At 69.2% G+C, this 25,782-nt stretch carries 23 protein-coding genes and 2 tRNA genes; 12 read left to right on the top strand and 13 right to left on the bottom strand.

Features of this window, described 5'->3' with window-relative positions; all coding sequences use genetic code 11:
* Nucleotides 1-241: 241 nt before the first annotated feature.
* From gyrA to FO059_RS00085, 4 genes are all read left to right on the top strand, one after another.
* The gene (gene gyrA / locus FO059_RS00070) at nucleotides 242-4,039 is read left to right on the top strand and encodes an intein-containing DNA gyrase subunit A (protein WP_143905310.1); all 3,798 of its coding nucleotides are present in this window, start codon (nucleotides 242-244) and stop codon (nucleotides 4,037-4,039) included.
* Nucleotides 4,040-5,056, top strand: coding sequence for a DUF3566 domain-containing protein (locus tag FO059_RS00075; RefSeq protein ID WP_233266986.1), 1,017 nt, complete (start codon nucleotides 4,040-4,042; stop codon nucleotides 5,054-5,056).
* An 87-nt stretch (nucleotides 5,057-5,143) separates the two neighbouring features.
* A tRNA-Ile gene (locus FO059_RS00080) sits at nucleotides 5,144-5,217 on the top strand.
* A 156-nt stretch (nucleotides 5,218-5,373) separates the two neighbouring features.
* Nucleotides 5,374-5,449 (top strand) — tRNA-Ala (locus FO059_RS00085).
* Nucleotides 5,450-5,577: 128 nt separating this feature from the next.
* Here FO059_RS00085 and FO059_RS00090 read toward each other — a convergent pair.
* Nucleotides 5,578-6,441, bottom strand: coding sequence for an NAD(P)H-binding protein (locus FO059_RS00090; RefSeq protein ID WP_143905312.1), 864 nt, complete (start codon nucleotides 6,439-6,441; stop codon nucleotides 5,578-5,580).
* Between the two features lie 454 nt (nucleotides 6,442-6,895).
* On the opposite strand from FO059_RS00090, the gene FO059_RS00095 reads away from it, so the two are divergent.
* Nucleotides 6,896-8,119 (top strand): DUF427 domain-containing protein, encoded by a 1,224-nt coding sequence (locus FO059_RS00095; protein ID WP_158726650.1) that lies wholly within the window; start codon nucleotides 6,896-6,898, stop codon nucleotides 8,117-8,119.
* A gap of 47 nt (nucleotides 8,120-8,166) precedes the next feature.
* Here FO059_RS00095 and FO059_RS00100 read toward each other — a convergent pair whose 3' ends face one another.
* From FO059_RS00100 to FO059_RS00120, 5 genes are all read right to left on the bottom strand, one after another.
* Nucleotides 8,167-8,781, bottom strand: coding sequence for a TetR-like C-terminal domain-containing protein (locus tag FO059_RS00100; protein WP_143905316.1), 615 nt, complete (start codon nucleotides 8,779-8,781; stop codon nucleotides 8,167-8,169).
* Nucleotides 8,782-8,805: 24 nt separating this feature from the next.
* Nucleotides 8,806-9,849 carry a TIGR03617 family F420-dependent LLM class oxidoreductase gene (locus tag FO059_RS00105; protein ID WP_143905318.1) on the bottom strand — a complete coding sequence of 348 codons (1,044 nt, stop codon included), beginning with the start codon at nucleotides 9,847-9,849 and terminating at the stop codon, nucleotides 8,806-8,808.
* Nucleotides 9,850-10,045: 196 nt separating this feature from the next.
* Nucleotides 10,046-10,798 (bottom strand): GTP pyrophosphokinase, encoded by a 753-nt coding sequence (locus FO059_RS00110; protein WP_143910287.1) that lies wholly within the window; start codon nucleotides 10,796-10,798, stop codon nucleotides 10,046-10,048.
* A 114-nt stretch (nucleotides 10,799-10,912) separates the two neighbouring features.
* On the bottom strand, nucleotides 10,913-11,539 hold the full coding sequence (locus FO059_RS00115; protein WP_143905320.1) for a SagB/ThcOx family dehydrogenase: 627 nt from the start codon (nucleotides 11,537-11,539) through the stop codon (nucleotides 10,913-10,915).
* 114 nt (nucleotides 11,540-11,653) lie between these two features.
* Nucleotides 11,654-12,028, bottom strand: coding sequence for a hypothetical protein (locus FO059_RS00120; RefSeq protein WP_143905322.1), 375 nt, complete (start codon nucleotides 12,026-12,028; stop codon nucleotides 11,654-11,656).
* Between the two features lie 168 nt (nucleotides 12,029-12,196).
* On the opposite strand from FO059_RS00120, the gene FO059_RS00125 reads away from it, so the two are divergent.
* The 4 genes from FO059_RS00125 (at nucleotide 12,197) to FO059_RS00140 (ending at nucleotide 15,503) form a co-directional block, all read left to right on the top strand.
* Entirely contained in the window at nucleotides 12,197-13,042 is an 846-nt protein-coding gene (locus FO059_RS00125) for an SDR family NAD(P)-dependent oxidoreductase (protein ID WP_143905324.1), read from the top strand.
* Nucleotides 13,043-13,247: 205 nt separating this feature from the next.
* The gene (locus FO059_RS00130; RefSeq protein WP_143905326.1) at nucleotides 13,248-13,598 is read left to right on the top strand and encodes a DMT family transporter; all 351 of its coding nucleotides are present in this window, start codon (nucleotides 13,248-13,250) and stop codon (nucleotides 13,596-13,598) included.
* A complete protein-coding gene (locus FO059_RS00135) occupies nucleotides 13,598-13,912 on the top strand; it encodes a DMT family transporter (protein WP_143905328.1) in 315 nt (104 codons plus the stop codon). The genes FO059_RS00130 and FO059_RS00135 overlap by 1 nt, the downstream gene beginning before the upstream one ends.
* 253 nt (nucleotides 13,913-14,165) lie before the next feature.
* Nucleotides 14,166-15,503, top strand: a complete 1,338-nt coding sequence (locus tag FO059_RS00140) for an MCE family protein (RefSeq protein WP_235671100.1) — start codon at nucleotides 14,166-14,168, stop codon at nucleotides 15,501-15,503.
* Nucleotides 15,504-15,513: 10 nt separating this feature from the next.
* On the opposite strand, the gene FO059_RS00145 is transcribed toward FO059_RS00140, so the two are convergent.
* The 5 genes from FO059_RS00145 to FO059_RS00165 form a co-directional block, all read right to left on the bottom strand.
* On the bottom strand, nucleotides 15,514-15,813 hold the full coding sequence (locus FO059_RS00145) for a hypothetical protein (protein WP_143905330.1): 300 nt from the start codon (nucleotides 15,811-15,813) through the stop codon (nucleotides 15,514-15,516).
* Nucleotides 15,814-15,839: 26 nt separating this feature from the next.
* A complete protein-coding gene (locus FO059_RS00150) occupies nucleotides 15,840-16,982 on the bottom strand; it encodes a Rieske 2Fe-2S domain-containing protein (RefSeq protein ID WP_143905332.1) in 1,143 nt (380 codons plus the stop codon).
* Nucleotides 16,983-17,109: 127 nt separating this feature from the next.
* Nucleotides 17,110-17,451 (bottom strand): MoaD/ThiS family protein, encoded by a 342-nt coding sequence (locus FO059_RS00155; RefSeq protein ID WP_199257173.1) that lies wholly within the window; start codon nucleotides 17,449-17,451, stop codon nucleotides 17,110-17,112.
* Nucleotides 17,448-18,560, bottom strand: coding sequence for a WD40/YVTN/BNR-like repeat-containing protein (locus tag FO059_RS00160; protein WP_143905334.1), 1,113 nt, complete (start codon nucleotides 18,558-18,560; stop codon nucleotides 17,448-17,450). Before FO059_RS00160 ends, FO059_RS00155 begins: the two co-directional genes overlap by 4 nt.
* 96 nt (nucleotides 18,561-18,656) lie before the next feature.
* Nucleotides 18,657-20,063, bottom strand: a complete 1,407-nt coding sequence (locus FO059_RS00165) for an MFS transporter (RefSeq protein WP_143910290.1) — start codon at nucleotides 20,061-20,063, stop codon at nucleotides 18,657-18,659.
* Between the two features lie 442 nt (nucleotides 20,064-20,505).
* Between FO059_RS00165 and FO059_RS00170 the strand changes: the two genes are divergently transcribed.
* Nucleotides 20,506-21,960 carry a catalase gene (locus FO059_RS00170; protein WP_143905336.1) on the top strand — a complete coding sequence of 485 codons (1,455 nt, stop codon included), beginning with the start codon at nucleotides 20,506-20,508 and terminating at the stop codon, nucleotides 21,958-21,960.
* 51 nt (nucleotides 21,961-22,011) lie between these two features.
* On the opposite strand, the gene FO059_RS00175 is transcribed toward FO059_RS00170, so the two are convergent.
* Nucleotides 22,012-23,217, bottom strand: coding sequence for an amidohydrolase (locus tag FO059_RS00175; RefSeq protein WP_143905338.1), 1,206 nt, complete (start codon nucleotides 23,215-23,217; stop codon nucleotides 22,012-22,014).
* Between the two features lie 27 nt (nucleotides 23,218-23,244).
* Nucleotides 23,245-24,213, bottom strand: coding sequence for a hypothetical protein (locus FO059_RS00180; RefSeq protein ID WP_143905339.1), 969 nt, complete (start codon nucleotides 24,211-24,213; stop codon nucleotides 23,245-23,247).
* Nucleotides 24,214-24,354: 141 nt separating this feature from the next.
* Here FO059_RS00180 and FO059_RS00185 point away from each other — a divergent pair, with 141 nt between their 5' ends.
* Together FO059_RS00185 and FO059_RS00190 are read left to right on the top strand one after the other, a co-directional pair.
* Nucleotides 24,355-24,993 carry a nitroreductase family protein gene (locus FO059_RS00185; protein ID WP_143905341.1) on the top strand — a complete coding sequence of 213 codons (639 nt, stop codon included), beginning with the start codon at nucleotides 24,355-24,357 and terminating at the stop codon, nucleotides 24,991-24,993.
* Between the two features lie 74 nt (nucleotides 24,994-25,067).
* Nucleotides 25,068-25,724: a hypothetical protein gene (locus tag FO059_RS00190; protein WP_143905343.1), complete on the top strand. Its 657-nt coding sequence runs from the start codon at nucleotides 25,068-25,070 to the stop codon at nucleotides 25,722-25,724.
* Nucleotides 25,725-25,782: the final 58 nt, after the last annotated feature.

Consider the following 25,782-nt stretch of genomic DNA (forward strand, 5'->3'; position numbering starts at 1 on the left):
TGCCGGTTCGTGTTACGGCTGATCGCCCTCGGATCGCGGCGCGGACCCGGCGGCCGGTCTACCGGGGGTTTCGCAGGTTCGACGGCGAACCGGCTCCGATGAGCGGCACGGGGGACGTGCCGCATCGCCCACTACCAGCGTGGACGGGCGCCCGCCTATAGACTTGAGCGGTTGCGCCAGGTTCACGCATGCCGCGGGACGGCACGGCACGACAGGACCGGGCTGGACAGAAGAGGAGCCAATGACCGACACCACGTTGCCGCCGGAGGGTTCGCACGACCGGGTCGAACCGGTGGACATTCAGCAGGAGATGCAGCGCAGCTACATCGACTACGCCATGAGTGTCATAGTCGGGCGCGCGTTGCCCGAGGTGCGCGACGGTCTCAAGCCCGTGCACCGCCGCGTGCTCTACGCGATGTACGAGTCCGGCTTCCGGCCCGACCGCAGCTACGTGAAGTCGGCGCGCTCGGTGGCCGAGACGATGGGCCACTACCACCCGCACGGCGACTCGGCCATCTACGACACCCTGGTGCGCATGGCCCAGCCGTGGTCGCTGCGGTACCCGCTGGTGGACGGGCAGGGCAACTTCGGCTCCCCGGGCAACGACCCGGCAGCCGCCATGAGGTACTGCGTCACCGCGGACGCGCGCGTGCGGGTGACAACGGGTGCGACAGTGCGGATCGGCGACATCGTCCCCGGGGCACGCCCGCACAGCGACACGCCATTGCGGGATCTCAAGGTCCTCGACCGCCACGGCGGGCCGGTGGCCGCGGACATGCTCTTCCACTCGGGCGACCACGAAACGCAGACCGTCACCACGGCCGAGGGGTACACGCTCTCGGGCACCACCAACCACCCGGTGCTGTGCCTGGTCGATGTCGCCGGGGTGCCGACGCTGCTGTGGAAGCTCTTGTCCGAGATTCGCCGCGGCGACCGTGTCGTCATCCAGCGCACGCCGGCGCAGGAATTCGGGCCGGGCGACTGGCGGGAAACGGCCGCGGCGCTGCTCGCGGGGGCATTCGTCAGCGAGGGGTTCGTCTCGGAGGGCCGGGCCGGGTTCAACAACCTCGACAGGGATTATTTCGGCCTCGTCGTCGGCATGTACGACGCGCTGATCGGCGGACGACGCTACGTGTCGAGCCGTCGTATCGCATCGGGCTCGCTTCTGCATGAGCTCGACATTCAGAATGTCGAGCAGCTCCGGGCATCCGTGTTGGGCGAGATGGTGGGCGTGCGGAGCGCGGAGAAATACATCCCCGAGTTCGTGTGGCGCGCCGGACCCTCCACCAAGCGGACGTTCCTCGAAGCGCTGTTCACCGGTGACGGCTCCTGCTCGGAGATCCCGCGCAACACGGTGCAGATCTCCTACTCTACGTACAGCGCCCGGCTGGCCCGTGAGGTGCAGCAACTGCTCCTCGAGTTCGGGGTGATCAGCAAGCGCTACCGGCATGCCACCGGCGAATTCAAGGTGGCCGTCACCAACCGCCGCGACGCGGAGCTGTTCGCGCGGCACATCGGCTTCGGCGGCGACAAGCAGACCAAGCTCCGGGCGATCCTCGATGCAGCGGAGCAGGGCAGCCCCGCCGCCACGTCCCGGTCGCTGAGCCACGATCACGTCCCGGGGCTCGGTCGGTTCCTTCGTGAACACGGCGCCGCCGACCGGCGCAATCGTGACTGGTTGCGCCGCCACAACGTCGACCGCATCGCCCGGTGGGAACACCGGCGTGACGAGATCGAATCGCACATCACGGAGCCGGACGCCCTCGCCATCGCGCGTGAGCTCACCGACGGCCGCTTCTACTTCGCCGAGGTCGCGGACGTCGCGGACAACGGCGTGCAACCCGTGTACAGCCTCCGCGTGGATTCCGATGATCACGCGTTCCTCACCAATGGTTTCGTCAGCCACAACACCGAGGCCCGGCTGACTCCGCTGGCGATGGAGATGCTCCGCGAGATCGACGAGGAGACCGTCGACCTCATCCCCAACTACGACGGCAAGACGCAGGAACCCACGGTCCTGCCCAGCCGGTTCCCCAACCTGCTCGCCAACGGCTCCGGCGGCATCGCGGTGGGCATGGCCACCAACATCCCGCCGCACAACCTGCGCGAGCTGGCCGAGGCGGTGTTCTGGTGCCTCGACAACCCGGAGGCGGACGAGGAGTCCACGCTCGCCGCGATGATGGAACGGGTCAAGGGGCCGGACTTCCCGACGTCGGGCCTCATCACCGGCACGCAGGGCATCGAGGACGCCTACCGGACGGGCCGCGGCTCGATCAAGATGCGCGGCGTGGTGGAGATCGAGGAGGAGCCCAAGGGCCCCACGATGATCGTCATCACCGAGTTGCCGTACCAGGTGAACCCGGACAACCTCATCAGCTCGATCGCCGAGCAGGTGCGGGACGGCAAGATCGCCGGCATCTCCAAGATCGAGGACCACACCAACGACCGCATCGGCATGCGCATCGTCGTGACCCTCAAGCGTGACGCCGTCGCCCGCGTGGTGCTCAACAACCTGTACAAGCACAGCCAGCTGCAGACGAGCTTCGGCGCCAACATGCTCTCGATCGTCGAGGGCGTGCCGCGCACCCTGCGCCTGGATCAGATGATCCGGCTCTACGTCACCCACCAGCTCGAGGTCATCGTCCGGCGCACCCGGTACCGCCTGCGCAAGGCCGAGGAGCGCGCTCACATCCTGCGCGGACTCGTCAAGGCGCTCGACGCGCTCGACGAGGTCATCGCGCTGATCCGCGCCTCGCAGACGGTCGACATCGCGCGCGCCGGCCTGATCGAGCTGCTCGACATCGACGAGATCCAGGCCGACGCCATCCTGGCGATGCAGCTGCGACGCCTGGCAGCGCTCGAACGGCAGAAGATCGTCGACGACCTGGCGGAGATCGAACGCGATATCGCCGACCTCAAGGACATCCTGGAGCGGCCCGACCGCCAGCGGCAGATCGTCAAGGACGAGCTGGGCGAGATCGTCGACAAGCACGGAGACGACCGGCGCACCCGGATCGTGCCCGCCGACGGCGACGTCAGCGCCGAGGACCTGATCGCCCGCGAGGACGTCGTGGTCACCATCACCGAGACCGGCTACGCCAAGCGCACCAAGACCGACCTCTACCGCTCCCAGAAGCGCGGCGGCAAGGGCGTGCGCGGGGCCGACCTCAAGCAGGACGACATCGTCGCGCACTTCTTCGTGTGCTCCACGCACGATTGGATCCTGTTCTTCACCACGAAGGGCCGCGTCTACCGGCTCAAGGCGTACGAGCTGCCGGAGACCTCGCGCACCGCGCGTGGCCAGCACGTGGCGAACCTGCTGTCGTTCCAGCCGGAGGAGCGGATCGCGCAGGTCATCCAGATCAAGACCTACGAAGACCAGCCCTACCTGGTGCTGGCCACCAGCGCCGGGCTGGTGAAGAAGTCGCGGCTGAGCGACTTCGATTCCAACCGCAGCGGCGGCCTGGTGGCGATCAATCTGCGCGGCGAGGACGAGGTGGTGGGCGCACGCCTGGTCTCGTCCGAGGACGAGCTGCTGCTGGTGTCCAAGAAGGGCCAGTCCATCCGGTTCTCCGCGGCCGACGACGTGCTGCGCCCCATGGGCCGGGCGACCTCCGGCGTGCAGGGAATGCGGTTCAACGACGACGACGCGCTGCTGTCGATGAGCGCCGTCAGCCGCGGCACGTTCCTGCTGGTGGCCACCTCCGGCGGCTACGCCAAGCGCACCGCGATCGAGGACTATTCGGCGCAGGGACGCGGGGGCAAGGGGGTGCTGACAATCCAGCACGACCCGAAGCGCGGCGACCTGGTGGGCGCGCTGATGGTGGACCTCGACGACGAGGTGTACGCCATCACGTCCAGCGGCGGCGTCATCCGCACCCTCGCCAAGCAGGTCCGCAAGGCCGGACGGCAGACCAAGGGCGTGCGCCTGATGAATCTCGGCGACGGCGACACGCTCCTGGCGATTGCACGCAACGCCGATGAGCCCGAAGATGTTGTGCAGGACGCCACCGAAAACGACGCACCCGAGGAGTCGTAAGTGAGCCCTGACGAGACGCCGGCCCCCCGCCCCGGCTCGGGCGGTACGCCCGAGCGGCCCCGGACTTCCACGACGGATCCCGGCCAGGGGCAGGATCCGGCGCAGCGGGCGCGGGCCGAGGAGGCCGAGCGGATGCGGGAGCGCGTGCATCAGCGTGAGATGTCCGAGGAGCACGCCAAGCCCGCGGGCGAGCCGAAGAGGGACTCGGGCCCGCAGTCCGGTGCGTCGAAGGGGACGCCCGGTGATGCGAAGGGCGCGGGGGCCGGCGCGCCGCGGAAGGGGCGCACCATCGCCTCCGCCAGTGCCAGCGTGCCGCGGCGTACCGAGCAGCAGTCGTCCAAGCGGCCCATCATCTCGGGCACCGCGGCCGCGAAACTGCTGGGCAAGGAGCCGCAGGAGGCCAGGCCCGCGCCGGAGACGACGGACGCACCGACCTCGCGGACATCCGCTTCATCGGCCACCAAGGGCGGTGCTGCGGCGGCCGGTAGATCCGCGAGCGGGATCGACGGCCCCACGAGCCACATCGACCGATCGAGCCTCGCGGCGACGGAGATGCCGGACCTGGGCAATGTGCGGCATCCCGCGCCCGTGGACACGAAGCTCGAGCCCGAGTCGCATCAGCGCACGGCGGTCACCGTGGGCAAGCGGCGCGGGCGCGGCCCCCTGCGCGCCTCCATGCAGCTGCGGTCCATCGACCCCTGGTCGGCCCTCAAGGTGTCGCTGGTGGTCTCCGTGGCGCTGTTCCTGGTATGGATGGTGGCGGTCGCCATCATCTACGTGGTGCTCGACGGCATGGGCGTGTGGGACCGGCTCAACAGCGGTGTGTCCGACATCATCTCCACCGAAGAGAGTAGCTCCGCGCTAGTCGGGCCGGGGCAGGTCTTCGGCGTGGCGGCGATCCTCGGGATCATCAACATCGTGCTGCTGACGGCGCTGAGCACGCTCGGCGCCTTCATCTACAACATGTCCTCGGAGATGGTGGGCGGCGTCGAAGTGACGTTGGCCGACCGGGACTGAGCGGGTGTGTGACCTGCGCGAACGCGGGATGCCGGCCACCGATTTGGGAACCGGCGAAGGCGTACGGTAGTGTCTGGATTCGTTCGAGGGCCTATAGCTCAGGCGGTTAGAGCGCTTCGCTGATAACGAAGAGGTCGGAGGTTCAAGTCCTCCTAGGCCCACCCTCGGCGCCGACGAAGGGACACCGGTCGTGCGGTTTCTCCTCCCCGCCGGTGCTGTGGTCGCAGCCGTCGTCGGCTACGTCGTGTTCCTCCGCGATCGACGGGAAACCTGGCACCGGCTGTAGACTGTGCCGGATCACGTGACGGCACACCCACGGGGACTTAGCTCAGTTGGTAGAGCGGTAGCTTTGCAAGCTTCAGGTCAGGGGTTCGATTCCCCTAGTCTCCACCACGGCACTGCACGGAATGGTGCCCTGCGGTTCGGCGCTGAGCGCCACGCTCGTCGGCGGCTCGAGCAGTTCGACGGGCGGGCTTCCCTTCGCTGATGGATCGAGTCGGCCGGCGCCCGGGGTCCCCGGGTCATCTGCCAGCCTGCTGCGAGTAGAACTCTGCGAGGTGGCGGCTGCCCGCTGGGGTGCCGACGCAATCATGGAGCATGCTCCAGGTGGCGAAGGCCGCGGAGTCGGCGAGGCGCGAATTGAACACGCCTGCCAGCCGCAGTACGGGCGGGACGATTTGCGGCGGTATCCGCACGGTCCTCGTCTTCTTGCCAAGGGCCGTGAACGCGGCCTCTGCCAGGCCGGCCCAGGTGAAGACGTCGGGCCCACCCACGTCCCACGTGCCGTTCTCTCCCGCTTCGGCGCGGTCGACTATGTAGGACGCCAGGTCTGCGCCATGGATCGGATTGATCCGCCCCGCAGGGCGCAGGATCGGTACGACGCCGCGGCGCGCCGCCGAGAACATCTCCATCATGTCGGAGAAGTACCCGGTGGGGTTGATGCGCTGCGACACGATGGGGGCGAGGTCGAGGGTCTGCGCGAATGCGGTCTTCGCCCTCGTGATGCGAGCGGGGCACTGCTCGCCGTCGATCACATTCACGTAACTGAACGATGTTGCGCCGTGCTTGATCGCGGAGCGCAGGACGGCGAGATTGGCGAGGTTGTCGACGGTCCACGGGTCGGCGTTCTGCCGCGTCACGCCGAGGGCGGAGATGACGTGGTCTGTGCCCTCGGCGATGCCGTCGGTGATCACAGGGTCGGTGATTTCGCCGACGATGAGTTCGGTCGTCGATCCCCCAAGCGGGGGAGCATCCCAGGGCCCGGGCCTTTCCGCACGGTAGCGATCGCGGGTGATGGCCCGCACATGGTGTCCGCGTGCCTGGAGCTCGGCAACGATATGGCGGCCGAGGTATCCCGTGGCGCCAATGACGAGTGTGGTGGCCATCGAGACTGTTCCCTCCGCCGCGGATGCGCCCGTCGACGCCGCAGATCGCGCCAGTGTAGGGCCTCTGACGCCTGCCCACAGGCGTTTCCCGGAGTTTCGCCTGCTGACGCGGCTGCTGCAGCTTCGCCACCGCAGCGGTTGCGGGTGCGCCGCACCGCGGCCACGCCGCCGGGCAGACGGAGGAACACCTCGGACAATTGCGTCCGGAATACGTACGTATTAGTCTGATCACACTGGAGTTGGCCGACGGCACCCGGAGTTCGGTTCCGAGGCAACGACAGTGCGACCGGAGTTCGCCGAGTCACCGTGACCGCACCGGCCATCGACGACAATGACGACAGGATGGGTTCCCATGAGCGAGAGCGTCACCACAGCCGACACGGGGCGTGTTGCCAGCGCGTCAGAGCGACATCCCCGCGGAGAGCGGAATCCCCACCGCATCACCGTGCGCCCGGTGGACTGGCATGCACGCGCCTATGCCGGCGAACTCGTGCTCGCCGACAGCACGGGATGCGTCGTGGTGCAGGAGTCCGGCCATCCCGACCGGCTCTACTTCCCTCGAGATGACGTGCACTGGGATCGCCTGACGAGCAGTGATACCGAAACGTCCTGCAAGTTCAAAGGCGCAGCGGAGTACTTCACGGTCTCCGCCGGCCGGACGGCGGACGCGATCACGGACGCGGCATGGGGATACCCGGTGCCGGTGGAGGGCATGGATGCGCTCGCGTCGCGAGTGGCCTTCTATCACGAGAAGATCCGTGTGGTCGTGGTCGAGCAGTGGCCGGACGGTTCGATCGTCGAGACGGACTTCCCGATCTGGGGCGACGTGCGCACAGTGCTGGGGATGATGGCGGTCGAACCGTCCGGGCGGCACCGGTTCGCGGTTCCTGTCGGCCCGGAGACCGAGCGCGACGTCGTCGAGGGTGGGCAGTCGCTGGGTGCATTCCTCGTCGCTGCGGCGAAGACGGAACCGGACAAGCGGATCATCTCGGCCACAGCACATTTCATGCGCCCTGTGTCTTTCGTCAAGGAGACTGCCATTGAGACGCGGTTCGTGCAGCGTGGGAAGTCGTTCAGCACCGTCGCCGTGGATCTGGCGCAGGACGGCGACGCCAAAGTCACCGGTCTGGTTCTCCTCGACGGCGGCGCCGATCCGATCATCGCCCATGATGCGCCGATGCCGGCGGTGCCCGGGCCCGCAGAGTCCGTGCCCTGCGATTTCGGTCTGACCGGTCGGGAGATCCGTGCTGTCCACGGCGCATACCTCGCGGACCGCGACGAGGTCGGCGACCCGGAGATCTGCGCGTGGATCCGGTACCGCGACCTTCCGTCGAGCGAAGCGTTGCGACTCGCGATGCTGGTCCAGCCGGTGACGCACTGGACGATCGCGGCATCGATGCGCCCGCACGCCGGCGTGGGCGAGACGTTGGCCCACGAGGACCTGTCGACCGGCGTGATGACGACGACGATCAACATCCATGCGGACTACGATCCGCGCAAATGGCATCTGTACGTGAATCCCAGCGTCTACGCGGGCCGGGGCCTGGTGGGCGGTCGCGGCCTCATCTTCAGTGAAGACGGCAACGTGGTGGGTTCCTATCTGGTCCACGCCATGGTGCGGGGGCGGACGATCGATCCCCGCAGGCTCGATGGGGGCCGGGAGAACGCATTCATGTGATCTCGGCCTGACCTCGGTGCGGGCGACGGCGGTGTCGCAGCGATCGCTCAGCGCAGAAACGACCGCATGAGGACCGTGATGAGGTCCGACGCGTGGTTCCGAAGATTCTCGGCGAACTCCGGCGACTCGCGATTCGGGGAGAACGCCCAGTGCATGTTCATACTTCCCAACACGATGTCGGGGAGGAGCGTGGCAGGCAGATCCGGATGAACCTCACCGCGGTCGATCGCACGGCGCGTGACCGCGCGAACGGCTTTGCCGCGGGGAGCGATGACGATCTCGTCGTAGAGGCGGGCCAACTCCGGATTGCTCGCGCAATCGGCGGGAAAACGGCTGCCGGCCTGCGGCAGGAACGGCGTCGCGTACCAGGTGAGCCACTGTTCGACGAAGTCGCGGACGTCGTCCTCGAACGATCCGAGGTCGCGGGCGGTAGGAAAGTGGGTCCGGTTGAAGGCGGTGACCAGAAGCAATTCGCGCGTCGCCCAGCGCCGATAGATCGCCGGTTTGCCCACGTTGGCGACGCGGGCGACCTTGTCGAACGTGAAACCCCGCCAACCTTCGCGCGCATACACTTCGATGGCGCCGGAGAGCAGACGGGGGTCGAGGCTCGGGTCCCGCCGTCGTCCTGCACGCCGGGCTTCACCTGTACTCACGCCGGCCATTCTCGCAGACCGCGGCGCGTAGTCTCACCGCTTGCGATGCAAGTCGGATACGACGCCGGCCATGAGCCGGTCGTGCGCGGGATCGGAGGGTAGCGCGAGGGTGGCCCCTACGGCGATGCCGACGTCGCGGATCGGGGCGAGTCGAGCGGTGATGGTCTCCGCAAGCCGGTCATAGCGTGCCGTCGGGATGACCGCGTCGAGCACCCCGTCGGTGACGACATGGGGGAGTCTGCCCCAATCCTCCGCGCGGACCAGCGACGCGAGCTGCTCCTGGAGCCCCACGAGCCCGCACCGTTCGAGGGCGCCGCGGTAGGCGGGTGTGGAGTAGAGGAACGCGAACAGACGGCGGCGGCGCTCGCGCTCAGCCGCCACGTCCGTGTCGGTTGCTCCGGTGATCACCTGCAGCCCGGCGACGAGCTCGAAATCGCCTGTCGACCGGCCGGTCTCCGCGGCGCCGGTGTGCAGCGCGGGCAGGCAGACGTCGGCGAGGAAGCGCGGGTCGGAGTTGGTCGGGTGGGTGACCAGTCCGTCCGCGACGGCACCGGCGACGGTCAGCATGCGCCGGCCGACACCGCCGAGGTAGATCGGCGGCGCCGGGGTGTCGTCGTCGGGCCCGGGGTTGAAGTACGGCTGCATCCGGGTGAACCGGTAGTGCTCGCCTTGATACGAGTGCAGCTCGCCGGTGTGGAAGGTGTCGAACGCCGCCCGGAGCACTCCGATGTACTCGCGCATCCTGTCTGCGGGCGCCGACCACGGCATTCCGTAGCGTTCCTCGACGTTCTGGCGGACCTGGCTGCCGAGCCCGAGGTGGAAGCGGCCGCCGGAGATCTTCGCCAGATCCCACGCGGTGTATGCGGTGAGCAGGGGGCTTCGGACGAATGCGAGCGCCACGGAGGTCCGCACGACGATCCGCTCGGTCGCCTGCAGCGCGGCGTGGGCGAGAAGGAACGGGTCGTGGATGGTTTCGGAGACGTGGATGCCGTCGTAGCCTGCCGCCTCGGCGCGGCGGGCGAGCGCGGCCACCGCAGTGGGGGGCAGTGCTGCGTCTGTCCCGGTGTAGACCTTCATGGGGTGGTTCTATCCGCCGGGCAGGCCCAGGTGTCCACCGCTGATCGCAGGGTGGGAGGACCAGCAGCGGCCCGCCGATGACCGTCGAGCGGCGCGGCTATCTCCCCGCCGACCAGGGCGAGGTGGTGCTCGTCCGGCAACTCCGCCGGTACGGCGCCTCCCGCGAAGCCGGACCCGCCGGGGGATTCAGTGCGCGTCATTCGTTTCCCCGCTGTTGGTGGCGGATGCGTTCCCTGATGCGGCGCAGCAGCTTCTCGTCCAGCACGTCGATGGCGACGGCGTCGTCCGAGGGCGGGGTGGCGGTGCGGACCTCTTGGTGGAGGTGCTCCATCCGGCGGTCCAATTGCGCGGCGACCTCGGCCGCATCCGACAGGTCGGCCGTCAGGTGTGCGGGGACGGCGCCTTCGTACTTGTAGTAGATCTTGTGCTCGAGGCTCGCCCAGAAGTCCATGGCGATCGTGCGGATCTGCACTTCCACGATGGTGGGGACGGGGCCCGTCGTGAGGAACACGGGGATCTCGAGGATGGCGTGCAGGCTCTTGTAGCCGTTGGGCTTGGGATCGGCGATGTAGTCCTTGATCGTGACCACCCGCACGTCGGCCTGTGCGGTGAGAGTGTCGAGGATGCGGTAAGTATCGGCGATGAAGCTGCAGGTGATCCGGACCCCGGCGATGTCGGTGATGCCGGCGCGGATGGCTTCGGGGGATAGTTCGATGCCGCGGCGCAGGACCTTGTCGAGGATGCTCGGCGTCGACTTGACGCGGGAGCCGACGTGTTCGATGGGGTTGTACCGGTGCAGGTGGAGGAACTCCCGGCGCAGGATCGAGACCTTGGTGAGAACCTCGTCGACTGCGAACTGATGCTCCATCTGCATCCGGGCGAGCGGATCTCGTATGCGGCGGATGAACTCGATCATCGACGGGTCTGCGAGGCGGTCGGCGTCGTCCATCGGCGCTGGGATGTTCGGGTCCGTCAAGGGGTGCTCCTGGGAGATCGGGTGCATCGGAGTGATCGGCACGCACCCGCCGCGGCTGCGGCGTGAGGCGGTGTGACATTCGGGGTGTCAGTCGGGGATGAAGCCCAGCGGCATCAGGCCCAGAACGGAATGGGTTTCTCCGATGAGCGGCCCGGCTGCCACGCGCATCGCATCGTCGTTCACCCCGCCGAGGAAGACCGTTCCGAGCCCGAGCGAGGCGGCGCACAGGTGGACGTTCTGGGTGACCGCGCCGGTTTCGGCCCAGCAGTACCGCGCACCGCGTCCCGGACCCTGGGCGTGGAACGCCCTGTCGGCTGCGTCGAGGTCCGCTGCCAATACCAGGACGGCTGGGCAGTGCGCGGCCCACCCGGCGTCGAGCGTGGACTGCGCTAAAGCGCGCCGATGGTCCCCGCCGGCGCCAGGTGTGAGCGAGTGTCGGGCGCTGTCGAATCGGTAGGCGCCTGCACGCAGATCGTCGACGCGCCCGACCGCGACGAACACGTTCACCGGGTAGAGGGAATGCGCGGAGGGGTAGCCGCGACTCCCATCCGCGCGTTCGCCGACGGCGGCACTGAGATGCCGGACGAGGAGCGACGCGGGGATCGGCGCGGCGGAGATCGACTTGGTGGACATCCGGGCGGCGAGGAGTGCGTTGACGACTCCGATGCCGGGAGGCGGGCGCACTGGGCCGGTCACCGTGTCGGTCCCGAGCATCGGCGATTGCTGTCAGGCGCGGGCGGTTTCACGTGAAACCGCCGAACTCGGCAGCGCGGACCGCTGGATCCGGCAATGCCGCCGCCGCTGCCGCCGCACGGGGAACGGCGGCGATCATCCCGCCGACCCGGTGGACGGTTGGCCGTGCAGCGCCTGCCGGATCCGCGCGCACACGGCGTCGGGGTCGGTGGACGACACCAGCAGGCGTGACCATTCCGAGTCCTCGAGCGTGATGACCACGCCGGAGGTCCTGTAGACCGCGACGAAGTCTCTGTCTCCGCTTGATCGCCACGTGCCGAGCGCGATCACCCGCGGCAGCCCGGTCCCGGGGGCGCGGAGTCCCCGCAGTTCCCCCCACATGAGGTCGGACGGCGCGATCGACGCCACACAGTGCAGTGGCACCCGCACTGAACGGTGCATGGCACCGGCGACCTCGAGCGGGGAAAGCCGCAATACCAGGTCGTCGCCGATCACCTTGAGATGCGCCATACCGCTTTTCTACCACCGGAACCCGGCGGGATTCAGGTTTCCCGTCGCCAGAGCCCGGGATCGACTCGGCACGGCGTCCGGTCCGATACTGTCGTGCGCAACACGGATGGGAAACCCGATGAGTAACCATGGCGCCGGGCGCGGCGCCGGTGGACCGGAGAGGCGCGGATGGGAAGCGTGAGCGGCAAGGTCGCGGTGGTGACGGGTGCGGCGTCGGGGATCGGGCGCGAGCTGGCGCTGGAACTGGCGCGGCGCGGCGCGAAGCTGGCGCTGGCCGACGTGGACGACCGCGGGCTGGCGCAGACCGAGGGGCAGGTGCGGGCGCTCGGTGCCGAGGCGTCCGGTTCACACCTGGATGTGAGCAGCCGCGCGGATTTCGAGACCTTCGCGCAGGATGTGGTCACCCGATTCGGCGTGGTGCACCAGATCTACAACAACGCCGGCATCTCCGGCGGCAGCCACTCGATCCTGGACTCCGACTACGCGGTGTTCGACCGCGTCCTGGGCATCAACCTGTGGGGCGTCATCCACGGCACCAAGACGTTCCTGCCGCACCTCATCGCGTCGGGCGACGGCCACGTCATCAACATATCCAGCCTCAACGGCATCATGGCGCAGCCGGAGCTGGGGCCGTATTGCACGGCGAAGTTCGGTGTCCGCGGATTCACGGAGACGCTCCGCGCGGAGATGCTCGCCGACCAGCGGCCCGTCGCCGTCACCGTGGTGCACCCCGGCGGCGTCAAGACGAACATCGCGTCCGCGGCCCTCGCGCAGGCCGAGTCGCGCGGCGAGGTGCCGACGGACCGGGACCGGGTCCGGGTGCGCACCTACAACGACAAGCTGCTGAAGTTGCCCGCCGACAAGGCCGCCCGCACGATCGTCGACGGCGTGGAGGACGACCGCGCACGCGTCCTGGTCGGCAACGATGCCAAGGCTCTCGATCTGCTCGTGCGCGCGGCCCCCCGCTTCTACACCGGCCTCATCGCCAAGTACACGGAGAAGATCTTCGGCTGAGGAGGCCGCGCGCGGGAGGCGTCAAGGCGCCGGGTCGATCCGGACGTAGCAGCAACCGGTGCGCGGTTCGAGCAGCGTCGAATGGCATGTTCGACAATGTCCGTATCGTCGGCCATGCACCCTGCGCGTCGCCCCGAGGATCTTCCGGCGACGTCTCCACGTGGTGCGCGCCCATCGACCGTGCGGATGCGAAGCTGGAGCGGGTATGAACAGGTGGCTGGTGCTCGCCGGCGCCATCGGGGCCGAGGTGCTCGGCACCATGTCGCTGCGCGCGGCCACCGAGCACGCGGCGTGGTACGCGCTGGTCGTCGCCGCGTATATCACCGCCTTCGCACTTCTGTCGTGGCTGCTGCGGTCGGGATTGCCGATCGGCGTCGTCTACGGCATCTGGGGTGCAAGCGGCGTCGCCCTCACGGCCGTGCTCGCCACCGTGATCTTCGGCGAGACGCTCAGCGCCGCGGCGATCGCCGGCATCGCGTTGATCATCGTCGGGGTGGTGCTGGTCGAGACGGGGTCGCCCGATTCCGGCCGGGACGCGTCCGAGCGGGTCCCGTGATGGCGGGCGTGTGGCTGGCGGCGGCCATCGCCGCCGAACTGTTCGCGACGTTGTCGCTGCGCGCCTCCCGTGGGCTGGTGAAGAAGGCGTGGCTGGTTCCGGTGGTGTCCGGCTACGTCCTGGCGTTCGGGTTTCTCGGCGGCGCGCTGAGGGCCGGGATGTCGATCGGCGTGGCCTATGGCATCTGGACGGCCGCCGGCATCGCGATGGTGGCACTGCTGGCCCGGGCGATCTGGGGCGATCCGCTGACCAGGCGCATGCTCGTCGGCATCGGGGTGATCGCCGCGGGCGTCGTGCTCGTCGAGGCCGGCTGACGCTGTCGGCCACCGCGAACGACTACCGATCTGCTCCGTTTGCGCAGGTGGTGACGTGTGTCACTCGGATGATCGGATGCATCGGTGCACCGCGTACCCGGCGCGGAGGATGCCGCGCGCCCCGTTATCGTGATACCGACAGGAACAGTAATCTTCGCGTCTGCAGCGCCCGCAGTGCTGCGGACGAGGCGCTCCGCCGGAGCCGGGCCGCGGGCGCGAAGACCGCAGACGGACGACGCGCGGGGGCCAGATAGTGAGTTCGGAATCGTTCACCCTGCTCGAGACGTCCGTCGCGCGCCGCCGGACCCTGGGGGTGGTCCTGATCGCGTTGGTCATCGGGTTCGTGGCGGTGACGGTGTTGCAGTACAACAAGGCGTTCACGACGTATACGAGCATCTATCTGGTGACCGACAGTGCGGGTAATGCGTTGCCCGAGCGTGCGGATGTGAAGGCGCGGGGGGTGATCATGGGGACGGTCGGTTCGACGCAGGCGCACGGGGACAAGGTGGTGCTGCGGTTGGATCTGGATCCGGAGCTGGCGCGTGAGGTGCCGCCGGAGACGACGGCGCGGTTGTTGCCGAAGACGTTGTTCGGCGAGCGGTATGTGGCGTTGCAGGTCCCGAAGGGGTCGTCGGGGCACGTGTCGGAGGGGGACACGATCTATCAGGATGAGTCGGGCAATGCGGTGGAGATCGGGCACATGCTCGATACGGTGTTGCCGATTCTGCAGGCGGTGCCGCCGCAGGATCTGTCGGTGACGTTGACGGCGATCAATCACATGCTCGAGGGGCAGGGGGATGCGATCGGGCGGGGGATCGAGCAGCTCGATGAGATCACCGATCGGGTGGTGGACCGGTTGCCGGATGTGAAGGCGGATATCCGGGGGATCGCGGATTTCGCGCGGACGTATTCGACGGCGGCGCCGGATCTGGTGGATGCGCTCGATAATCTGCGGACCACGAGCAAGACGGTGGTGGATATGCAGGATCGGATCCATGATCTGTTGCTGGCGGGTGCGGATACGGCGCGGGCGGCCTCGGATCTGATCGATCGGACGCGCGGGGATTTCGTGGCGGTGTCGGCGCAGTCGGTGCGGCCGTTGGAGGTGTTCGCGGACGCGTCGCCGGCGTTCGGCTGCACCCTCGAGGAGATGGACAAGCTGCACGACCGCGCCAAGGGCGTCGTGGGTGCCGGCACGGAGAACCCCGGCATCCGGGTGACGCTCGAGCTGGTGAACCCGCGGGGCCGCTACCTGCCGAACCAGGACGAGCCGCGATGGTTCGACTCCCGCACGCCCCGCTGCTACCCGGTGGTGCCCGGCCAGAACTTCCCCGCGCCCATCGACGGCCCGCTCGACGACGGGTCGTATCAGCCGCCGGTGATCAACACGGGCGGGGCGCCCACGCTGTATCCGCCGGATCCGATGTACGCGGCGGAGCCGGCGTCGCAGTACCGGGGTTCGCAGTCCGAGCAGGACGCGTTGGCGCAGGTGTATGCGGCGGCGTCGGGTGCGGATGCGGCGTCGATTCCGGGGTGGACGACGGTGATCGGTGCGCCGTCGCTGCGCGGCAACGAGGTGGCGTTCAAGTGAGGCGCGGGCTTCACGGCGGGGAGTCGGCCCCGACGGCCTCCTCCATGGAGCCGACGCCGCTGTAGCCGAGCACGTCCTCGTCGCGGACGCTGACGTTCCCCTCGCGCACGGCCTGGTCGATGCTCGCGCACAACGCATAGCAGCTGAGGGTGCCCGCCGCCGAGCGTTCACCGGCGGCGCGGGCCACCTGGAACCACTTGCACCGTTCGACGGCGTCGCCGTGCCATTGGACTGCGGTGTGCTGGCTGTTGCGCTTGTGCACGCCCACCCGCGCGCCGCACTCGCCGCAGGCGACCGGTTGCATCGACATCACGCGGACCTTCCTTCGTTCAGCGTTCAGTGTGCGGATTCGGCTTCGCGCTTGGCGAGGTTCTCCGCGATCTGTGCGCGCCAGGCTTCGTTGGCCTTGGTGGGGTCCATCTCGAACTCGAAGCGGTCCGTCATGTCGGCGGTGACGTCGGCGCGGTCCACGTAGAACTGCTCGTACCAGCGGCGCAGCTGGTAGATCGGCCCGTCCTCCTCGCACAGCAGCGGATTGTTGATGCGGGCCTTGCTGCGCCAGATGGCCACGTCCTGTTCGAAGCCCTTGGTGATGAATCCGACGTTGGACGCGGTGATCGCCTCCGCCTGGCCCTCGGGAATGTCGGGGGTCTTGCGCACCGTCGCGCCGTACTGCAGAACGAACTTGTCCGGCGTGACCGGGTAGTGGCAGTTGATCAGCTTGGTCTCCACGTCGTAGCCCGTGTAGTGGTAGCAGAGCTCGTCGACCATGAACGAAGGGCCGTAGTAGGAGGCCACCGAAGAATTTCCCTGGGACACCTTGGCGCGGTCCACGCCCGGCGGCAGCATGTCCTCGCGGCCCTCGCCGTTCATGTACTGCGTGGCGGTGACGCCCTCGAAGACGTTCTTGAAGTACGTGGGCAGTGAGAAGTGGATGTAGAAGAAGTGGGCGAAATCGACGACGTTGTCGACGATCTCGCGGCAGTTGGTGTCGATGATGATCGTCTTCCACTGCCACTCGGTCCACTCGTCGTCGCCGGTGCGGATGACGGGGATGTACTCCTCCGGCTTGCCGCCCTCCGGGTCGTTCCACACGAAGAGCAGCTCGTCCTGCTCCATGGTGGGCCAGGCCTGGGTGCGGGCGCGCATGGGCACACGCTTGGCATAGGGGATCTGCTTGCACTTGCCGTCGCCGCCCCAGCGCCAGTCGTGGAACGGGCAGGCGACCTCGTCACCCTTGATGGTGCCTTGCGACAGGTCCCCACCCATGTGCCGGCAGTACGAGTCGAGGACGTTGAGCTTCCCCTCCGTGTCCTGCCATACGACGAGCTTGCCGCCGAACGCCTCGACGGAGTGGGGTTTGCCGTCGCGGTAGTCCTGGGCCAGGCCCAGGCAGTGCCAGCCGCGGGCGAACCGCTCCGGCGGCGCCTCCTTGTCGATCATGCGCGCACTTGCCGAACCGTCTGCTGAGAGCGTCATTGCACGTGTCCTTCCCGCCGTCACCGAGATCGAACTGTGGTAAGCACCACACTATGCGCATGTGTGTCGTGAACGCACTCGCCGAGACGCGATCTCCCGCCCGACGGGACGGGCGGTGCGCGGCGGGTCACCCGCCGGCGATGGCGCCGACGATGAGGAACGGCTCGCGCCCGTCGGCGACGGGCTCCGGAAGCCGGGTGCCTGGCGGGTCTAGGGAGAAGTCCTGCTCGCAGGCGAAGTAGCGCACGTAGGGGCGGCGCGCGCCGGCGTCGTGGTCGCGGATCGCTCCGCGCAGCACCGGATACGCCTCCTCGACCGCGTCCAGCACCGACCCGATCGTCACCGGTGCGATTGCGGGCAGCGTCAGTTCACCGTCCACGTCGGCCAGCACGCACAGGTGCCCGGGCAGCACCACCCGCACCCGGGTGTCCTCCCGGGTTTCGGCGCCGTCCGCGGTCGGTGGAGTCACGGCAGCGTCTGCACCTCCACGGACAGCACCGCGGGCAGGTCGTGGACCACCGCATCCCACGTGTCGCCGGAATCGCGCGAGGCGTACACCTGGCCGCCGGTGGTGCCGAAGTAGACGCCGCAGGAGTCGAGTGAATCGACCGCCATCGCGTCCCGCAGCACGTTGACGTAGCAGTTCTGTTGCGGCAAACCCGCGGTGAGCGGTTCCCACTCGGTGCCGCCCATGCGTGAGCGGTACACGCGCAACCGGCCGTCGGGCGGCACGTGGAACTCGTCGCTGGTGATCGGCACGACGTACACCGTCTCCGGCTCGTGCGCGTGCACCTGGACGGGGAAGCCGAAGTCCGACGGCAGATCGCCGCTGATCTCGTACCAGTTGTCGCCGGCGTCGTCGGTGCGCATGACGTCCCAGTGCTTCTGCATGAACAGCGTGGACGGGCGGGACGGGTGCATCGCGATCCGGTGCACGCAGTGGCCGATCTCGGCGTCCTGATCGGGAAGGTGGCCGGAGTTCAGCCCGTGGTTCGCCGGAGTCCACGTGGCGCCGGCGTCGTCGGTGCGGAACACGCCCGCCGCCGAGATCGCCACGAACATGCGCGCCGAGTCGGTGGGGTCGAGAACGATGGTGTGCAGCCCCAGGCCGCCGGCCCCCGGCATCCAGTCCGATCCCCGGCACGCACGCAGGGAGGGGGACTCGAGCCAGGTGGCGCCGCCGTCGGCGGAGCTGAACAGCGCCGCGTCCTCCACCCCCGCCCACACGAACTCCGGGTCGGTGGGCGAAGGCTCGAAGTGCCAGACGCGGGTGAACTCCCACGGACGCGGGGTGCCGTCATACCACTGGTGATCCCCGACGGCGCCGGCGTAGGCGAACTCGTTGCCCACCGGGGCCCAGGACGCACCGCCGTCGTCGGAGCGCTGGACCTGCTGGCCGAACCAGCCGGTGGACTGCGAGGCCCACAGCCGGTCGGGATCCGCCGGCGACCCGGCCACGTGGTAGATCTCCCACCCGGCGAAGAGCGGACCGTCGACTTTCCAGTCCGTGCGCGCGCCGTCGGCGGAGAGGATGAACGCGCCCTTGCGCGTGCCCACCAGTACTCGGACGCTGCTCATGAAGGGCCTCCGACCCGTTCGGACCGTCGTCGAGGATGGTGCCGACCCTACCGCTCGTCACGCGCAATGAACAGAGTCGATCGCCCGTCCGCGGGCTCACTCCTCCGGAGGCCGGGTCTCGGTGACGCCGGTCCCCGCGGAGTCGGGGTCTTCGATGGTCCCGACCTTGGCCACGTACCGGGCCTCCTTCTTCGTGGCGACGGTGGGCGTCGCGCCCGGGAGGCGCCGGTTCGCCGATTCCGGCGTGAAGTACACGGAGACGGCGCCGATCACGCCGGCGGCGATGAGGATGTACGCGGGTATCAGAGTGTCGCCCGTCAGCGAAATGAGGCCGGAGGCGATCAGCGGGGTCGTGCCGCCGAATGCCGACACGGAGATGTTGTAGGCGATCGCGAGCGCCCCGTACCGCACGCTCGTCGGGAACAGCGCGGGCAGCACGGACGGCTCGGTGCTGTTGAGGCACAGCAGCATCAGCCCGACGAGCAGGACGCCGAGGAAGACCACGAAGACGCCGGCGTCGGCGCCCATCAGCGCCACGGCGGGCACCGACACGACGACGAGCAGGCCGCACCCGGTCCACATGATCGGTTTTCGGCCGAACCGGTCGGACAACCGCGCGACGAACACCACGACCAGAGCGAGGATCAGCAGCACGACGGTGACGATGATGAGGGCGTCCGTCTGCGGGACGTCGACGATGTCGCTGAGGTAGGTGGGCAGGTAGCCGCTGAGCATGTAGTTGGTGACGTTGAAGGTCAGCACCAGCCCCATGCACACCAACATCTGCGGCCACTGGTCGATGATGGTCCGGCGGAGTTGATGCGCCGCGCCCTGTTCGGTAACGCGGTCCTCGGTCTTGAGGTTCTGGTAGGCGGGCGTCTCCTCCAGGCGCAGCCGCATGTAGAGGGCGATCAGCCCCATCGGCGCGCCGATCAGGAACGGGATCCGCCAGCCCCAGGACTGCATGGCGTCGTCGGAGAGTCCCGCGGTGAGCCCGGTGACCAGCACGGCGCCGACGACGTAGCCGGTCAGTGTGCCGGTGGGCAGGAAGCCGCCCAGCATTCCGCGCTTGCGGTCCGGCGCGTGCTCGTCCACGTAGGTCATCGCGCCGACGTACTCGCCGCCCGTGGAGAAGCCCTGCAGCAGGCGGGTGACGAGCAGCAGGATCACCGCCCAGACGCCGACGCCGCCCCAGAAGCCGTGATCGGAATACCCGGGCAGCAGTCCGGTGGTGGTCGTCGCGACCGCCATGATCGTGATCGTGATCGTGAGCACCCGCTTGCGGCCGATCCGGTCGCCCAGCGGGCCCAGGACGGCGCCGCCGAGGGGGCGCACCACGAACGACGCCGCCAGGATGCCGAAGGTGCCCACGATGTTCGCCGCGCCGGATCCGTTGCCGGGGAAGAAGACGGTGGCGATGACCGTCGCCAGGTACGCGTAGACGCCGAAGTCGTACCACTCCATGAAGTTTCCGACCGCGGTGCCGGTGATGGAACGGCGCATCGCGGACGGCGCGCTGACGGTGATCTGGGATAGCCGCCACTTGCGGCGGCGTCTGCGTGTCGGCGCGTCGTGGGACTTCGCGTCCCTGTCGGCCATGCTTCAACGCTACGCCGGACTGCGCATGCGCCAGGGGGCGACGGATCCGGATGCCCTCGGACGGGTGCAGTTCGACCTGGTGCTTTTGCCGATATGGCGCCCGGTGCCGCGGTCCGAAATGCCGCCTACGGTTGACCCGGGCCGGAGGCAGGGCAAGCATGGACGTCACGTGGCGGGCGGATGAGCCCGCGGCGGGAAGAGCGCTCACGGGAGTCGTCGGCGAGTCCGGCGTGGTTACGAACCCGATAACCGGGTACCCCGTGCAGCGTGATCACCACCGGTGGTCGACAGCCGAGCGGACGCGGTCGGCGCCACCGGAGGCCCTGCACTACCGGGAGGAGCCCTGATGAGTTCCGACAAACCCACCACCACCGATGCCGGGATACCGGTGGAGAGCGACGAGCATTCCCTGACCGTGGGGCCGGACGGCCCCATCGTGCTGCACGACGCCTACCTGATCGAGCAGATGGCGCAGTTCAACCGCGAGCGGGTGCCGGAGCGGCAGCCGCATGCCAAGGGCGGCGGGGCGTTCGGGCATTTCCAGGTGACCGGGGACGTCTCCGCCTACACCAAGGCCGACGTGTTCCAGCCCGGTAGGCGCACCGAGATGCTGGCGCGATTCTCCACCGTGGCCGGCGAGCGGGGCAGCCCGGACACGTGGCGCGACCCGCGCGGGTTCGCCCTCAAGTTCTATACGTCGCAGGGCAACTACGACATGGTCGGCAACAACACGCCGGTGTTCTTCATGCGCGACCCGATGAAGTTCCAGCACTTCATCCGCTCGCAGAAGCGCAGGGCGGACACCAACCTGCGCGACCACGACATGCAGTGGGACTTCTGGACGCTTTCGCCGGAGTCGGCGCACCAGGTCACCTGGCTGATGGGCGACCGCGGCATCCCGCGGACGTGGCGCAACATGAACGGCTACTCCAGCCACACCTACATGTGGGTCAACGCGCAGGGCGAGCGGTTCTGGGTCAAGTACCACTTCAAGACCGACCAGGGCATCGAGTACCTCACGCAGGACGAGGCGGACCGGCTCGCGGGAGCGGACGGGGACTTCCACACCCGCGACCTGTACCGGGCGATCGAGCGCGGGGAGCACCCCAGCTGGACGCTGTACATGCAGATCATGCCGTTCGGGGATGCCACCGGCTATCGGTTCAACCCGTTCGACCTGACAAAGGTGTGGCCGCACAGCGACTACCCGCTCATCGAGGTCGGCAGGATGACGCTGGACGAGAACCCGACGGACTACCACGCGCAGATCGAGCAGGCGGCCTTCGAGCCGAACAACATGGTCCCCGGCATCGGCCCCAGCCCCGACCGGATGCTGCTCGGCCGCGTGTTCGCCTACGCCGACGCGCACCGCGCCCGCATCGGTGCGAACTACCGGCAGCTGCCGGTGAACCATCCGAAGAACGCGCCCGTGCACTCGTATTCGAAGGACGGCGCGATGCGCTTCTACAACGCGTCCGACCCGGTGTACGCGCCGAACTCCAAGGGCGGGCCGTCCGCGGACACGGCACGGTTCGGCGAGCCTGCCGGGTGGCCCGCCGACGGCGAGCTCACGCGCACGGCCGCGTCCCTGCACGCCGAGGACGACGACTACGGCCAGGCGGGGACGCTGGTCCGCGAGGTGATGGACGACGCCGCCCGCGAGCGGCTGGTGTCGAACATCGCCGGCCACCTGCTGGATGGCGTGTCCGAGCCGGTGTTGCAGCGGGCGTTCGAGTACTGGCGCAACGTCGACGGCGGCATCGGCGAGCGCGTGGAGGCTGCGGTGCGCGGCGGAAGGTGACGCGGTGGAAGGTGACGCGGTGGACAGTGACGCGGCGGCGGGCGGTGAGTGTCAGGCCCGGCCCGTCCGCGCCCGGTGCCGATCAAGGAACCGTCCGCGCGCCTCCGGGTCGAGCGCGATGTCGATGCCGGTGAACGCCAGCGCCAGGGCCCCGTCCACGATCGTGTCCTCCGCCGCGGGTGACACCGCATCGGCGGCGAATCCCGCTGTGTGCGGATGGTTCTCGGCGCCCCGGATGGCGATCATCGGGTGGATGCCGGGAAGCGCGCGGGTGACGTCGCCCATGTCGGTGGACCCCACGGTGCGGGTGCCCCGCTCCGCGGGCGCGCGGCCGAGCGCGGTGGCGTTCGCCGCGTAACTGCGCGCCAGAGTCGGGTCCGGCTCGAGGGCGGCGTAGGGCGGCTGCGTCTGCTCTATCGTCAGCTGCGCGCCGGTTGCGAGGGCCCCGGCCTCGAAGCAGGCGGTGACGCGTCGCCGCAGGTCGTCGAGCGCGTCGGTGGTGGCGGCGCGCACCTCGCATGCGACGACGGTGCGCGCCGGGATGATGTTGGTGGCCTCGCCGCCCTCGCGCACGAACAGCCCGATCCGGCTGTCGCCGGTGAGTTGCTGGCGCAGAAGTCCGACGGCCACCTGAGCGACCACGGCGGCGTCGGCGGCGTTGACGGCCTCGTGGGGCGCGGCCGAGGCGTGCGCGGGGCGACCGGTGTAGGTGGCGGCGAAGCGGGCGACGGCGGGGGTCGCGACGTCCGCGGGGTGCACCTCGAACGCCTCCGGGTGCACCATCATCGCCACCGTCACCGCGTCGAACACGCCGCGTTCGAGCAGTCGGATCTTGCCGCCGCCCTGTTCCTCGGCGGGGGTGCCGATCACGGCCACCCGGATGCCGAGATCGTCCGCGACGTCGGTGAGCCCCAGCGCGGCGCCCACCGATGCGGCGGCGATGACGTTGTGCCCGCACGCATGCCCCAGCCCCGGCAGCGCGTCGTACTCCGCGCACAGGCCCACCGTGAGGTCGCCGTCGCCGAAGGTCGCGCGAAACGCCGTGTCGAGGCCACCAGCGCCGTGCTCGACGGCGAACCCCTCGGCGGCCAGCAGTTCGCCGGTCAGCCGCGCCGCGCGGTGCTCGTCGAACGCGAGCTCCGGGGCGGCGTGGATCGCGCGGCTCAGCGCGATGAGGCGGCCGCGCGCTGCGTCGATGCGGCCACGGGCGCGGGCCTTGAGGGCGGCCGGGTCGTCGGTCGATGTCACGGGCGCCATTGTCTCTCCTCTCCAGCCGCCGCGCCGTCAGCCGCCGTGGCGGGGCGCCGGGCGCGACACGACGGCGGCGCGGACGCCGGGCACCGCGATGAGCACCGCGCCGAGGGCGATCAGCGCGTACGGCCACCACGCGCGCTCGTCGACGGTCGGTGCGGCGGGCGGTGATGCCGGGGCGGCGGACGTCGACGTGGAGGACAGTGCCCCCGTCGCGGCCTTGACGTTGTCGGAGATGCCGCTGACCATGTTGCCCACCGGCTCGACGCCCTCGGTGAGCTGCCCCGTCCCGTCGATCAGCGCCTGCCCGCCGTCGTCGAGCAGCACGAGCCCGTCGTACAGCTGCTGCGCGCCGCCGGCGGCCTGCGTCATGCCGGCCACGAACTGGGCATTCGGGTCGTTGAGCTCGTAGGAGAGCTGCCGTGCCCCGCCCTGCAGCTGGTCGAGCCGGGCCATCGTCTGCGGCCCCAAGCCCTCCTTGTTCACCGTGTCGACGAGGGCGCGGAGGTCGCCGGCGGCGCCCTGCGTCACCGGTCCGGGCTGCGATCCGAGGGTGTCGGCCAGCGTCGAGAGCCGTGCGGTGATCGTGCCCTGCATGCCGGCGAACGTGTTGAGGCGGTCGACCACCTCGTCCACGCCGCCGCTGATCTGCGCGGCGCCGTCGCCGAGCTGGTCGACGCCGCCGTCGAGCTGATCCAGCCCCGCCGACAGCTGCCCGCCGCCCTCCCGGGCCTGGGTCAGCCCGTCGGCCAGCTGGTGGGCGCCGTCGTCGAGCTGCCTGCTTCCGTCGGTGAGCTGCTCGACCCCGTTGTTCAGGAACGACAGCGGCAGGTTGGCCTGCCGCAGGCTGCTGCGCGCGTCGCCGAGCCCGCCAGACGGCTGCGGCTGCTCCGGGGAGCTCGCATGCACCACGGGGTCGTCGTTGTATGCGACGGCCGCCCCCGTGCCGACGCAGGCGAGCCCGGCGAGCAGCACCGCGGCGGGGATCAGGTGGAAACGCATGACGACGAAGATACGCACCCGAGGTGAGAACACCCTGAGTGACCGCGGTCGTCGCCGGGGAGCGGCGGCGTGTGCCGGTTCGCGACGACCAGGACACCGCGGCCTGTACGGCGATAGCGTGGCGGGTGTCAGGAGGACGCCATGGACGTGATCGAGGCGATGCGGACGACCGGCACCTGCCGGTACTACAGGGACGAGCCGGTGCCGGAGGAGGTCCTGTATGCGGCGTTCGAGGCGGCCCGCTTCGCGCCGCAGGGCGGAAACCGTCAGCCCGTGCGCTGGATCGCGGTGCGCGACCGGGCGTTGAAGGCGACGCTGGGGGACGCGTACCTGCGGCTGTGGCGCGAGGAGTTCGGCCCGTCGGACACTCGCTTGCCGGAATCCGACCGGCGCCGCAGGGCCCTGGAGCCGTCGCGGCATCATGCCGAGCACTTCGCCGACGCACCCGTCATCCTGGTGCTGTGCGCGCGGGAGGCGGCGCTGAAGGTGACGGACGCGGACCTGCGGCGCACCAGCGTGGTGGGCGGCGCGTCGATCTATCCGACGATGCAGAACCTGTGCCTGGCGCTGCGCGATGCGGGGGTGGCGACGACGGTGACCACAATGCTGTGCCGGGAGGAGTCGGCCGTCCGTGAGCTTCTGGGGATCCCGGACGAGTACCTCACGGCGGCGTACGTGTGCGCCGGCTATCCGGCGCGGCCGTTCCCGACGAACCTGCGGCGCCGGCCGGTGGAGGAGTTCGTCTTCGCCGATCGGTTCGGTGAGCCGCTGTACGGGTGAGGGGTCGGGCGGCCCGCGCAGTGTCTCCCATCGGGATGGATCCTGATCCCCAGGCGTGGCTTAGGGTGACGCCCATGAGGCAGGGGTCGGTGAAGGTCGGCGGCGTGGTCGCGCTCTGCGCGCTGGCGGCATGCGGCTTATCGGCCTGCGGTTCCGATGACAGCAGTGGGGCCATGGTCGACGGCAAGTGGTTCATGCAGACCGGTTCGCAGGTGGAGGGGATCGTCACGGCCACGGCGGGGGAGGACGCCGTCGGCGGGTTCATGCTGACCGATGTGGAGTTCCGCGACAGCGACGACGAGGTGCTCGCGAGCACACAGGGGCCCGCGATGGTGTCGTGGGCGGATCAGCAGTTCGCCGTGCCGGTGGATGCCGTCGTGCCCGGCGACGCGACGGTGGCGTCGATGACCGTGACGACGCGCGTGAGTGACGAGAAGTTCTCCGACTTGTGGAGCCGGATCGAAGCCGCCGACTCGTATGAGATCACCGGCGACGGGCCCCGAGAATTCACGGCGCGGTTCCTGCTGCATGGCCTTCCCGACGAGACTCAAGTGGGGTCGGGCGTCACGATGAACCTGGGAGTGGCGTGCTACGACGCGGCCGGTGGGCTGATCGGTGGCACCGCGGAACAGGTCCCGGTGCCAGCCACGGGCGGGCTACTCCGGGTGGACGCGCAGGTCGCCGCCGACGGGCGACCGGACACGTGCCGGGCGTTCCCGGGACATCTCTGACGCTGAGACTCGCTGCGAGCGGGCCGTCTTTGCACTGGCTTGAGCTACCACACGCGTG

Origin of the sequence: Tomitella fengzijianii, from assembly GCF_007559025.1 — a bacterium.
Taxonomy (GTDB): domain Bacteria; phylum Actinomycetota; class Actinomycetes; order Mycobacteriales; family Mycobacteriaceae; genus Tomitella; species Tomitella fengzijianii.

What these genes read in the sequence shown, in the direction of transcription:
- gyrA (WP_143905310.1), top strand. Translation starts at nt 242, where the DNA reads ATGACCGACACCACGTTGCCGCCGGAGGGTTCGCACGACCGGGTCGAA.
- FO059_RS00090 (WP_143905312.1), bottom strand. Translation starts at nt 6,441, where the DNA reads ATGGCCACCACACTCGTCATTGGCGCCACGGGATACCTCGGCCGCCAT.
- FO059_RS00100 (WP_143905316.1), bottom strand. Translation starts at nt 8,781, where the DNA reads ATGGCCGGCGTGAGTACAGGTGAAGCCCGGCGTGCAGGACGACGGCGG.
- FO059_RS00105 (WP_143905318.1), bottom strand. Translation starts at nt 9,849, where the DNA reads ATGAAGGTCTACACCGGGACAGACGCAGCACTGCCCCCCACTGCGGTG.
- FO059_RS00110 (WP_143910287.1), bottom strand. Translation starts at nt 10,798, where the DNA reads ATGGACGACGCCGACCGCCTCGCAGACCCGTCGATGATCGAGTTCATC.
- FO059_RS00115 (WP_143905320.1), bottom strand. Translation starts at nt 11,539, where the DNA reads ATGCTCGGGACCGACACGGTGACCGGCCCAGTGCGCCCGCCTCCCGGC.
- FO059_RS00120 (WP_143905322.1), bottom strand. Translation starts at nt 12,028, where the DNA reads ATGGCGCATCTCAAGGTGATCGGCGACGACCTGGTATTGCGGCTTTCC.
- FO059_RS00125 (WP_143905324.1), top strand. Translation starts at nt 12,197, where the DNA reads ATGGGAAGCGTGAGCGGCAAGGTCGCGGTGGTGACGGGTGCGGCGTCG.
- FO059_RS00130 (WP_143905326.1), top strand. Translation starts at nt 13,248, where the DNA reads ATGAACAGGTGGCTGGTGCTCGCCGGCGCCATCGGGGCCGAGGTGCTC.
- FO059_RS00135 (WP_143905328.1), top strand. Translation starts at nt 13,598, where the DNA reads ATGGCGGGCGTGTGGCTGGCGGCGGCCATCGCCGCCGAACTGTTCGCG.
- FO059_RS00145 (WP_143905330.1), bottom strand. Translation starts at nt 15,813, where the DNA reads ATGTCGATGCAACCGGTCGCCTGCGGCGAGTGCGGCGCGCGGGTGGGC.
- FO059_RS00150 (WP_143905332.1), bottom strand. Translation starts at nt 16,982, where the DNA reads ATGACGCTCTCAGCAGACGGTTCGGCAAGTGCGCGCATGATCGACAAG.
- FO059_RS00160 (WP_143905334.1), bottom strand. Translation starts at nt 18,560, where the DNA reads ATGAGCAGCGTCCGAGTACTGGTGGGCACGCGCAAGGGCGCGTTCATC.
- FO059_RS00165 (WP_143910290.1), bottom strand. Translation starts at nt 20,063, where the DNA reads ATGCGCCGTTCCATCACCGGCACCGCGGTCGGAAACTTCATGGAGTGG.
- FO059_RS00170 (WP_143905336.1), top strand. Translation starts at nt 20,506, where the DNA reads ATGAGTTCCGACAAACCCACCACCACCGATGCCGGGATACCGGTGGAG.
- FO059_RS00175 (WP_143905338.1), bottom strand. Translation starts at nt 23,217, where the DNA reads ATGGCGCCCGTGACATCGACCGACGACCCGGCCGCCCTCAAGGCCCGC.
- FO059_RS00180 (WP_143905339.1), bottom strand. Translation starts at nt 24,213, where the DNA reads ATGCGTTTCCACCTGATCCCCGCCGCGGTGCTGCTCGCCGGGCTCGCC.
- FO059_RS00185 (WP_143905341.1), top strand. Translation starts at nt 24,355, where the DNA reads ATGGACGTGATCGAGGCGATGCGGACGACCGGCACCTGCCGGTACTAC.
- FO059_RS00190 (WP_143905343.1), top strand. Translation starts at nt 25,068, where the DNA reads ATGAGGCAGGGGTCGGTGAAGGTCGGCGGCGTGGTCGCGCTCTGCGCG.